This is a genomic window from Kosakonia oryzendophytica (assembly GCF_027886705.1).
In the GTDB taxonomy this organism is placed as follows: domain Bacteria; phylum Pseudomonadota; class Gammaproteobacteria; order Enterobacterales; family Enterobacteriaceae; genus Kosakonia; species Kosakonia oryzendophytica.
In genome coordinates, this window is the sequence record NZ_CP115659.1 from 4,181,318 (window position 1) to 4,192,801 (window position 11,484).

The window sequence follows — 11,484 nt, forward strand, 5'->3', positions numbered from 1 at the left end:
TCTGCCCGCATTTGACCGCAACAGATCAGTGGACTTTTAGGACTCGTACCCGGTATACCCCCTCCTCATCACGCTTCGCGCCATGAATGTCGGTTTCAAATCCGGGATAGTGGCGGCCGATCGCACACAACATCAGTAAAAAATCGAGCACTGGCCGGCTTGCTTCCGTAATCATCTCGCCGGGCATCACCAGCGGGACACCAGGCGGATATGGCAGGATCATATTGGCGGAGATGCGGCCACTCAGTTTCTCTAGCTCGATGGTTTCAACTTCGCCCTGGACCTGCCGCTGCCAGGCCTCATGCGGTGTCATTTTCATTTCCGGCAGCACGTCGAACGCCTGCAACATCAATCGAGGCAGATCGTGCTGGCGGATAAGCCGATGGATCCCCTGCGCCAGATCCTGAATCCGCATCGTGCGGTAGAAATCCGGATCTTCGGCATAGAGATCCGGCAGCATATTTTTCACTCGCAGGTTCAGATCGTAGGCGCGCTTAAATTCCATCAAGCCGCGTAACAAACCCATAGCGCGGGTTTTATCAATACCAATGCTGAACAGAAACAGTAGGTTATATGGACCTGTTTTTTCGACCACCACACCGCGCTCGTCGAGAAATTTTGCCACCAGCGCAGCCGGGATCCCCTCGTCACTCATGTTTCCCCGCTCATCCATCCCCGGCGTTAAAATAGTGACCTTCACCGGATCAAGGAACATATGATCGGCATCAGCTTCCCGAAAACCGTGCCAGCTCTCTCCCGGCGCAACCGGCCAGCAGTCAGCTTCATCAATCTCTTCGGGTTGCCAGATATCGAAAAACCAACCCTCTGCTTCCTCTTTCAAACGCTGCACTTCTTTGCGGAAGTGCAGTGCACGTTCCACCGAACGGTTAATCAGTCGTTTGCCAGGGTTACCGCGCAGCATCGCAGCAGCCGTCTCAATTGAGGCCACCAATGGATAGCTCGGCGAGGTGGTGGTATGCATCATAAACGCTTCGTTGAACGTCTCTTCGTCATAGTCGCCTTTAATGTGGATCAGCGATGCCTGTGAGAAGGCCGCCAGCATTTTGTGCGTCGACTGGGTTTCAAAAAAGACCTTGCCCGGCATCCGTTCACCGCTCATACCGCTTTTGCCTGCATAGATCGGGTGAAAATTGGTGTACGGCACCCAGGCGGAGTCAAAGTGGATCGATGGAACGTCCAGCGTCTGTTTGATCCAATTGGTGTTATACAGCAGCCCATCATACGTAGAGTTGGTGATCACCGCATGCACTGGCCAGTGGGCTCCGCGAGTATTCGCCACCTTTTGCTCAATACTGGCATGGGTGAACTCACGGCGCGGGATCCCACCGAGGATCCCCAGCGCGTTACGACCCGGTTTCAGCCAAAGTGGCACGACATCGCTCATCATCAGTAGATGGGCCAGCGATTTATGGCAGTTACGATCGATAAGCAAGGTGCTACCGGCGGGCGCCGCATACATCCCCACAATTTTATTCGACGTCGAGGTGCCGTTGGTCACCATGTAGCTCTGCTCTGCGCCGAACGTGCGGGCAATGTACTCTTCCGCTTCGAGATGCGGCCCGGTGTGATCCAACAACGATCCCAGTTCCGTCACCGAGATCGACACGTCCGCTTTCAGCGTGTTGCCACCAAAAAAGTCGTAAAACAGGCATCCAACCGGGCTTTTCTGGTATGCAGTACCCGCCATATGCCCCGGCGTGCAGAAGGTGTATTTACCCTCATTAACATAGGTGAACAGCGCCCGGGTAAACGGTGGCGTAATGTTTTCCAGGTACTCTTGCGTGTACTGGCCGATACGCGTCGCAATATCGTCGGCGGCGCTTAGCGCGTACTCAAAAAACCACAACGCCATACGCATATCCTGTGCGCTGACATCCATGGTCGAGTGTGTGTTGATAAAAGCGTAAAGCGGCAGGTACTCATTAAGTTGATTGATTTCACTGCACAAATCGAGGGAATACTCATCCCAGTCAAAGATCACCCCGCAGATGCGCGGGTTGTGTTCAATAAACTTCAGTAAGTCGTTGCTATTTTGCGGCCGGATAATCTGAAACCCTTGCGCCTGTAACGCCTGCTCCAGTTCCTTAATGGGTTCATCTTTGTAGAACGCGCCATGCGGTCCCATGATGGCAATAATATTCACGGCTACCTCCTTAAAATCATTAGCTAAGCATAGCTGAGGTAAACCGCAGATATAAAAAAAGCCGCACACAAGGTGCAGCTCGTTATTTCTGCCGGATGGCGCTCCGCCTCTCCGGCCTGCAGCACTATCAGGCGTAGCCGTAGCTCATCAGACGCTGGTAACGGCGGTTACGCAGATCGTCTTTGCTCAGCACATCCAGATCGGCCAGATCAGCCAACAGTTGCGCTTTCAGCGACGCTGCCATTGTTTCCGGATTGCGGTGCGCACCGCCCAACGGTTCCGGGATAATGGAATCGATCAGCTTCAGCTCTTTCAGACGCGGGGCGATAATGCCCATTGCATCTGCGGCCAGTGGGGCTTTATCTGCGCTTTTCCACAGGATAGAAGCACACCCTTCCGGCGAGATAACGGAATAGGTGCTGTACTGCAGCATATTCACTTTATCGCCGACGCCAATCGCCAGTGCGCCGCCGGAACCGCCTTCACCGATCACGGTACAGATAACCGGCACATTCAGGCGAGACATCTCACGCAGGTTGCGGGCAATCGCTTCGGACTGACCACGCTCTTCAGCGCCCACGCCTGGGTAAGCGCCAGGTGTGTCGATAAAGGTGATGATCGGCATATTAAAGCGTTCAGCCATTTCCATCAGGCGCAGCGCTTTGCGATAACCTTCCGGCGCCGGCATACCGAAATTGCGGCGAATTTTTTCTTTGGTTTCGCGACCTTTCTGGTGGCCAATAACCATGACCGGACGACCATCCAGACGCGCGATACCGCCAACAATGGCTTTATCATCTGCATAGGCACGATCGCCTGCCAGTTCGTCGAACTCATCGAAAGCCAGACGGACATAATCCAGGGTGTATGGACGCAGCGGATGGCGAGCCAACTGGGCAACCTGCCACGCACCAAGATCGGCGAAAATTTTGCGCGTCAACTCTACGCTTTTTTCGCGCAGACGATGCACTTCTTCGTCGATGTTAATATCCAATTTTTCATCCTGACGGCCAACGGCGGTCAGAGAATCGATTTTCGCTTCCAGCTCGGCAATCGGCTGTTCGAAATCAAGGAAATTCAGACTCATAGTATTCCTGTATTAGTCAAACTCCAGTTCCACCTGCTCCGAACCTATGAGGCCACGCAAATCGTTAAGTAAACGATCGCTCGGAGAGACGCGCCACGTTGCGCCGAAGCGTAAACGCGCACGCGCATCCGTCCTCTGATAGTAGAGATGTACTGGAATGGTTCCCGAACGGTGCGGTTCCAGAGACTGACGGAGTCGGTTTAAAAGCTGGTCATCAATTTGCCTGTCCGTCAGCGAGATAGCAAGCCCACGGGCATATTTTTCCCGGGCTTCGTCAATGTCCATCACTTCGCGGGCGGTCATTTTAAGCCCGCCGCTGAAGTCATCAAAGCTGACCTGTCCGCTGACGATAAGTATGCGGTCTTTTTCCAGCAATTGCTGGTATTTATCCAGTGCGTCGGTGAACAACATCACCTCCAGACGCCCGGAACGGTCATCCAACGTACAGATGCCGATACGATTGCCGCGCTTGGTGACCATAACCCGCGCAGCAATGACGAGCCCCGCCGCCGTGGTCACTTTTCCACGTTCGGTCGGATGCATGTCTTTCAGCCGATAGCCTCCGACATAGCGCTCAATTTCTTTCAAATACTGGTTGATCGGGTGCCCGGTCAGGTACAAACCTAACGTTTCCCGTTCGCCATCCAGTTGGACTTGTTCTGGCCATGGCTGGCAACTGGCGTAGGACTGCTCAACTTGCTCCGGCTCTTCCGCCAGCACACCGAACATATCCGCCTGGCCGATCGCTTCCGCTTTGGCGTGCTGATCGGCCGCTTTCAACGCATCACCCAGCGAGTTCATCAGCGCTGCGCGATGCGGGCCAAGGCGATCAAACGCCCCGGACATAATCAATTTTTCAAGCACGCGGCGGTTCAGCTTTTTAATGTCCGTACGTGCGCACAGATCAAACAACTCGCGGAAGTAACCACCGCTATTACGCGCTTCAATGATCGCTTCGATTGGGCCTTCACCCACACCTTTAATGGCACCGATGCCGTAGACAATTTCCCCGTCATCATTGACGTGGAAATGGTAAAGACCTGAGTTGATATCCGGCGGCAGGATTTTCAGCCCCATGCGCCAGCATTCATCCACCAGACCGACTACTTTCTCGGTGTTATCCATGTCCGCCGTCATTACCGCCGCCATAAACTCAGCCGGGTAGTGGGCTTTTAGCCACAGCGTCTGATATGACACCAAAGCATAGGCGGCAGAGTGCGATTTGTTAAATCCGTAACCGGCGAATTTCTCCACCAGGTCAAAGATTTTCATCGCCAGTTCGCCGTCAACGCCGTTTTTCTTCGCCCCTTCTTCGAACGTACCGCGCTGCTTTGCCATCTCTTCCGGCTTTTTCTTACCCATCGCACGACGCAGCATATCTGCGCCACCAAGGGTATAACCCGACAAGACCTGGGCAATCTGCATGACCTGTTCCTGATACAGGATAATGCCGTAGGTTGGCTCCAGTACCGGTTTCAGGCTTTCATGCTGCCACTGCACATCCGGATAAGAGATCTCCTCGCGCCCGTGTTTGCGGTCGATAAAGTTATCCACCATGCCCGACTGCAACGGCCCCGGACGGAACAGCGCCACCAGTGCGATCATATCTTCGAAGCAGTCCGGCTGCAGTCGCTTAATTAAATCTTTCATGCCGCGGGATTCAAGCTGGAATACCGCTGTGGTTTCCGAGCGTTGCAACATGTCGAAACTTTTCTTGTCATCCAGCGGGATGGCGGCGATATCCAGTGGCGGCTGCCCCTGTTTTTCGCGGCGGGCGTTGATCATCTCCAGCGCCCAGTTGATGATGGTCAGCGTGCGCAGTCCGAGGAAGTCAAACTTCACCAACCCCGCGTATTCCACATCGTTTTTATCAAACTGGGTAACCGGGTGCTGACCGGCTTCGTCGCAGTACAGCGGTGCAAAATCGGTGATTTTGGTCGGTGCGATCACCACACCACCGGCGTGTTTACCGGCGTTTCGCGTCACCCCTTCCAGTTTGCGCGCCATATCAATCAGCGCCTTAACTTCTTCGTCTGCTTCGTAAATTTCCGGCAGTTGCGGTTCCGCTTCGAAGGCTTTCGCCAGTGTCATGCCCGGATCTGGCGGCACCAGTTTGGAAATACGATCGACAAAGCCGTACGGGTGACCGAGAACGCGCCCCACGTCACGGATAACCGCTTTCGCCGCCATGGTACCAAAGGTGATAATCTGCGATACCGCGTCGCGCCCGTACATGTCCGCGACGTGCTCAATTACCTGGTCGCGCTTCTCCATACAGAAGTCAACGTCGAAATCGGGCATTGAGACACGTTCCGGGTTCAGGAAACGTTCGAACAGCAGGTCAAATTCCAGCGGATCGAGATCGGTAATTTTCAGCGCATAGGCCACTAACGAACCCGCACCAGAACCACGTCCTGGCCCTACCGGTACGCCGTTATCTTTCGACCACTGGATAAACTCCATCACGATCAGGAAGTAGCCGGGGAACCCCATCTGGTTGATCACCTGGAGTTCAGTATCCAGACGTTGATCATATTCCGGGCGACGTTTAAGGCGCTCTTCTTCATCCGGGAAGAGGAATTTCAGACGCTCTTCCAGCCCCTCTTTTGACTTAGTAACCAGGAAGTCTTCGGTGGTCATTTCACCGGTCGGAAATTGCGGCAGAAAATACTCGCCCAAACGCACGGTGACATTACAACGTTTGGCGATTTCTACCGAGTTCTCCAGCGCTTCCGGAATGTCGGAAAACAGCTCGCACATCTCCTCTTCACTGCGCATATATTGCTGGGCAGAGTAGTTGCGCGGGCGTTTGGGGTCGTCGAGGGTAAAGCCGTCATGGATGGCAACACGGATTTCATGCGCGTCGAAATCGCCTGCCTCAAGAAAACGCACATCGTTGGTGGCGACAACAGGTAAACCGTGTTCTTCCGCCAGTTGCACCGCAGCATGCAGCCAGGTTTCCTCGTCAGCGCGCCCGGTGCGGATCAATTCCAGGTAATAACGATCGGGGAAATGCTCAATATAAAAAGCCAGGCACTGATCAACCAGCGCGCTGTTGCCGCGAAGCATACATTTCCCGACGTCCCCCATACGACCGCCGGAAAGCAGGATCAGTCCTTCGTTGAGTTCCAGCAACCAGTCACGATCGATCCACGGCCCTTGCGCACCGTAGCCCCGCTGGTAGGCGCGTGATATCAGCAGTGTCAGATTCTGATAGCCAACATTGTTGGCAGCAAGGACGGTCAGTTGCGTCAGCTCGTCGCCAAGAAGGTCGCATTGCACATGAAAGTCAGCGCCAACGATGGGCTTTATACCCGCCCCGTGCCCCGTTCCGTAGAACTTCACCAGACCACACAGGTTGGTAAAATCGGTGATCGCCAGCGCAGGCATGCCCAACGAGGCCGCCTTTTTCACCAGCGGCCCGGTTTTCGCCAGCCCATCGATCATGGAATAGTCGCTGTGCACCCGCAGGTGTACGAAACGTGGTTCAGCCATTTTCAGATTCCTTTAACGTCACCAGAATCAGGACACAAGGCCCAACGCGCGTTTAACCGGCGCAAAGCTGCGTCGGTGATGCTCGGTTGCGCCATGCTCCGCCAGCTTCTCCAGATGGAAAGCTGTGGGATACCCTTTATGTTGCGCAAAACCATATTGAGGAAATGTCAGATCGAGCGCGGCCATTTCGGCATCACGCGTGACTTTCGCGAGGATTGATGCCGCGCTAATTTCCGCTACCCGGCTGTCGCCTTTTACCACCGCCAGCGATGGCATCGGCAGTTGCGGGCAACGGTTGCCGTCTATCAGTACGAATTCCGGACTGATTGCCAACCCGGCGACGGCTCGCTGCATGGCCAACATGGTGGCATGCAGAATATTCAGCTCGTCAATTTCATGTGGCTCCGCGCGCCCCAGACTCCAGGCCAGCGCCTTTTCTTTGATTTCATGGTAGAGCGTCACACGGCGTTTTTCGGATAATTTTTTCGAATCGTTAAGGCCGAAAATGGGACGTTCAGGATCGAGGATCACCGCCGCCGTTACCACCGCGCCCACTAATGGGCCGCGCCCTACTTCATCCACACCGGCAACCAAATGCATGTGTGGATAAACAAACTCCATCATTTTGCCAGCTCCAGCACCGCATCCGCCGCCTGTTCATCGGCATTACAGCGAATCTGCTGATGCAGTTCGCGGAAAGTTTCATGCATATCGTTACTGGTTTTGCCATTCGCCAGCAACGGTTCCAGCGCCTCAGCCAATGCTTGCGGCTGGCACGCCTCCTGCAACAGCTCTTTAACCAGCTCACGCCCGGCAAGCAGGTTTGGCAGCGAGACATAAGGCGTTTTTACCAGCCGTTTTGCCAGCCAGAACGTAAACGGCTTCATGCGATAGGCAACGACCATCGGGCACTTCGCCAGCATACATTCCAACGCCGCAGTGCCGGAGGCTAATAGTGCGGCATCGGCGGCGATCATGGCTTCGCGCGCCATACCATCAAGCAGATGCACAGGTAACTCCGGCGCGACCTCCGCTTTGATGCGTTCAAACTGCTCGCGACGTTTGGCATTAACCAGCGGTACAACCACTTCAAGATCGGGATAACGCGCACGGAGCAGCTGCGCTGTACGCAGGAAGTCGGCGCTCAGCATCTCAACTTCAGCGCCACGGCTACCCGGCAACAGCGCCAGACAGTGCACATCCCGGGCAAGACCTAAGCGTTCCCGGGCTGCATTTTTATCCGGATCCAGCGGCATTGCATCCGCCATGGTATGACCAATAAAACGGCACGGTACATTGAATTTGTCATAAAACGCTTTTTCGAAAGGCAGAAATGCGAGCACCAGGTCAGTGGCTCTGCCTATTTTGAAAACACGCTTTTGCCGCCACGCCCAGACGGAAGGACTGACATAGTGAATCGTTTTGATACCCTGCTTTTTCAGATTGCCTTCGAGGGTAATGTTGAAATCCGGCGCGTCTATACCGACAAACACGTCCGGTTTCAGTGCGCTAAAGCGTCGGGTCAGATCGGCGCGAATGTGCAGTAACCGGCGCAGGCGCCCCAACACCTCAACGATGCCCATTACCGCCAGCTCTTCCATCTCATACCAGGCTTCACACCCTTCCGCCTGCATACGCGGCCCCGCAACGCCGACAAAGCGGGCATTGGGTACACGCGCTCTCAGTGCTCGAATAAGACCGGCACCAAGAATATCGCCGGAGGTTTCTCCGGCGACCAGGGCTATCGTAAGAGGACGATTGTCGACCATTAACGAATCAGACCGCGCGTTGAACGGTCGAAGAACTGCAGGAACGCATCAACTTCCGGATGCTTCGCCGCAAGCTCAGCAATCTCCGGTTTCGCCTCTTCCAGCGTCTTGCCGCTGCGGTACAGCAATTTATACGCGTTACGGATAGCCACTAACGCTTCTTTGCTAAAGCCGCGACGTTTCAGGCCTTCAATGTTCACACCGAACGGCGTGGCATGGTTGCCCTGAGCGATCACATACGGCGGAACGTCCTGTGCGACACCGGAGCAGCCACCGACCATCACATGCGCACCAATGATGCAGAACTGATGCACTGCGGTCATGCCGCCGATAATTGCAAAGTCGTCAATGGAGACATGCCCCGCCAACGTAGCGTTATTCGCAAGGATGCAGCGATTACCCACAGTGCAGTCATGCGCAACGTGCGCATTGACCATCAGCAGGTTATCGCTCCCCACCTTCGTCAAGCCACCGCCCTGTACTGTGCCGCGGTGAATGGTGACGCTTTCGCGAATGCGGTTGCGATCGCCAATTTCCACGCGAGTCAGTTCACCAGCATATTTAAGATCCTGGTTAACTTCGCCGATGGAGGCGAACTGATAAATCTCATTGTCGCGACCAATTTTAGTGTGGCCATTCACAACAACGTGAGACTTCAGTACGGTACCCTCACCAATTTCAACGTGGGGTCCCACAATACAGAATGGGCCGATATGAGCGTTAGCGCCGATAATGGCGCCTTCTTCAATAACGGCGGTTGGATGAATAAAGGCGGTTTTATCAATCACGTATCAGGCCTCCCGGCTACGTGCACACATCATAGTAGCTTCACAAACAACTTTACCGTCTACCAGCGCAACACCTTTAAAACGGGTCAGGCCGCGGCGGGTTTTTTCGAAAGTGACTTCCATGATCATCTGATCGCCAGGCACAACCGGGCGCTTAAAGCGCGCTTCGTCGATGCCAGCAAAGTAGTACAGCTCACCCGGCTCCAGTTTTCCAACGCTTTTGAACGCCAGAATACCGGTTGCCTGCGCCATTGCTTCGAGGATCAGCACGCCCGGGAAAATCGGTTTGCCAGGGAAATGCCCCTGGAAAAACGGTTCGTTGACCGAAACATTTTTTACTGCGCGCAGAAAACGACCTTCTTCAAAATCCAGCACACGGTCTACCAACAAGAACGGATAGCGGTGCGGCAGAAGTTCAAGAATCTCTTCAATGTGCAGAGTATGAGTGTCAGTAGTCAAAATACTCTTCCTGTCCAAATATACTAAAAGGCAATAATAACACGGCCCGCGGCAATCTTGAGAATGCCCACAGGCCGGGATTTAAACGCGTTAAACGGTGATTGATTATTCTTGTTGATTAACCTTGCGCTCGACTGCTTTCAGGCGCTTGCTCATATCATCAATGTTCATCACCAGGGCTGCGGTTTTACGCCACACTTTGTTAGGCTGCAGCGGGATACCCGAAGAGTAAACTCCAGGCTCAGTGATAGGACGCATGACCATCCCCATCCCCGTTACGGTAACCTTGTCGCAAATTTCCATATGCCCGTTGATTACGCTGGCGCCGCCAATCATGCAGTAACGGCCAATTTTCAGGCTACCCGCCATAATGACGCCGCCCGCAACCGCGGTATTGTCGCCAATCACGACGTTATGTGCAATCTGGCACTGGTTATCAATGATGACGCCATGGCCGATGCAGGTATCATCCAGCGCCCCGCGATCGATCGTCGTGCAGGCACCAATCTCAACATTGTTGCCGATAATGACGCGGCCAAGCTGTGGAATTTTAACCCAATTTCCGCGATCGTTGGCGTAACCAAAACCATCAGAACCAATCACCGTCCCGGATTGAATAAGGCAATTTTCGCCGATCTCAATCTCGTGGTAAATGGTAACATTGGCCCACAAGCGCGAACCTGCGCCAATTTTCGTATTTTTCCCGACAAAACAGCCAGCGCCGATAACCACGTTATCACCCAGCGTAACGCCGGATTCGATCACCGCATTCGGGCCAATCGAGACGTTATTACCCAGCGTTGCCGTTGCATCAATCACCGCGCCAGGGGCAATGTTTTGCGCCGGTTGCGGCGTGGTATCCAGAATTTGGGCCATACGCGCATAAGTCAGGTACGGATTTTTGACGACCAGCGCTGCGCTCCTGGCAAAAGGAAGATCGTCCTGCGTCATAACAATGGCGGACGCCTGGCATGCAGCCAGATGCTCACGGTATTTTGGATTTACCATGAAAGTGATGTGACCTGCTTGAGCAGATTGCATGGACGCAACGCCGGTGATGACGATATCGCCATCACCGTGTAGTTCTGCATCCAACTGCTGAGCTAAATCAGCCAGTCGAATTGAAGGCATTACTTATTTAACCTGTTTCAGTACATCAGCGGTGATGTCTTTGACATCATTGCTGTTGTAAATAACGGCGTTGGAAGGAACAACCAGATCGATACCCTGATCCGCAGCAACTTTTTTCACTGCAGTCTGGATACGAGTAACCAGTTTACCGCGTTCTTCGTTAGAACGACGAGCCTGATCCTGTTCGAAAGCCTGCGCTTTCTGAGCAAATGCCTGGCCACCGGCAGCCAGTTCTTTTTCCAGCTTAGTGCGATCGGCTGGTTTCATCGTGGAACCATCACGCTGCAAACGCTGTTTTTTGGCTTGCAGGTCGGATTCCATGCTCTGCAGTTCGCTGGCGCGGCCGCCGAATTCGTTTTTCATAGTCTGAGAAACGCCGGAAGTCTGCGCGACCTGCTGTAACAGGTTACCCATATCAACAATCGCAATCTTGTCTGCTGCCTGAGCGGACGCTGCCATTGCCAAACCGAAACCTGCAGCTAATAACAACTTTTTCACAATTAACTCCTTACCATCCCGTTTGTACCCGGAGGTACAGCTCTTTGCGTGGCCGGGCCTTCTATCCAAGGCCTCAGCCATCACTATACTGCT

Annotated in this window: 9 protein-coding genes; all 9 read right to left on the reverse strand. The window is 54.0% G+C overall.

Annotated features, from left to right (window positions below; genetic code table 11):
* Positions 1–25 precede the first annotated feature (25 nt).
* Complete coding sequence (locus tag O9K67_RS20245) at positions 26–2,164, reverse strand: lysine decarboxylase LdcC (protein WP_061497543.1); 2,139 nt, start codon at positions 2,162–2,164, stop codon at positions 26–28.
* 127 nt (positions 2,165–2,291) lie between these two features.
* A complete protein-coding gene (gene accA, locus O9K67_RS20250) occupies positions 2,292–3,251 on the reverse strand; it encodes an acetyl-CoA carboxylase carboxyl transferase subunit alpha (protein ID WP_061497545.1) in 960 nt (319 codons plus the stop codon).
* A 12-nt stretch (positions 3,252–3,263) separates the two neighbouring features.
* On the reverse strand, positions 3,264–6,746 hold the full coding sequence (dnaE, locus tag O9K67_RS20255) for a DNA polymerase III subunit alpha (RefSeq protein ID WP_061497547.1): 3,483 nt from the start codon (positions 6,744–6,746) through the stop codon (positions 3,264–3,266).
* 27 nt (positions 6,747–6,773) lie between these two features.
* On the reverse strand, positions 6,774–7,370 hold the full coding sequence (gene rnhB, locus O9K67_RS20260; RefSeq protein ID WP_061497549.1) for a ribonuclease HII: 597 nt from the start codon (positions 7,368–7,370) through the stop codon (positions 6,774–6,776).
* Positions 7,367–8,515 (reverse strand): lipid-A-disaccharide synthase, encoded by a 1,149-nt coding sequence (lpxB, locus tag O9K67_RS20265; RefSeq protein WP_061497552.1) that lies wholly within the window; start codon positions 8,513–8,515, stop codon positions 7,367–7,369. Before lpxB ends, rnhB begins: the two co-directional genes overlap by 4 nt.
* The gene (gene lpxA, locus O9K67_RS20270; RefSeq protein ID WP_061497554.1) at positions 8,515–9,303 is read right to left on the reverse strand and encodes an acyl-ACP--UDP-N-acetylglucosamine O-acyltransferase; all 789 of its coding nucleotides are present in this window, start codon (positions 9,301–9,303) and stop codon (positions 8,515–8,517) included. The genes lpxB and lpxA overlap by 1 nt, the downstream gene beginning before the upstream one ends.
* Positions 9,304–9,306: 3 nt before the next feature.
* On the reverse strand, positions 9,307–9,762 hold the full coding sequence (gene fabZ, locus O9K67_RS20275; protein WP_007373234.1) for a 3-hydroxyacyl-ACP dehydratase FabZ: 456 nt from the start codon (positions 9,760–9,762) through the stop codon (positions 9,307–9,309).
* A 105-nt stretch (positions 9,763–9,867) separates the two neighbouring features.
* On the reverse strand, positions 9,868–10,893 hold the full coding sequence (gene lpxD / locus O9K67_RS20280; RefSeq protein ID WP_061497556.1) for a UDP-3-O-(3-hydroxymyristoyl)glucosamine N-acyltransferase: 1,026 nt from the start codon (positions 10,891–10,893) through the stop codon (positions 9,868–9,870).
* Positions 10,894–10,896: 3 nt separating this feature from the next.
* Positions 10,897–11,391: a molecular chaperone Skp gene (skp, locus tag O9K67_RS20285; RefSeq protein WP_061497558.1), complete on the reverse strand. Its 495-nt coding sequence runs from the start codon at positions 11,389–11,391 to the stop codon at positions 10,897–10,899.
* Between the last annotated feature and the right edge of the window lie 93 nt (positions 11,392–11,484).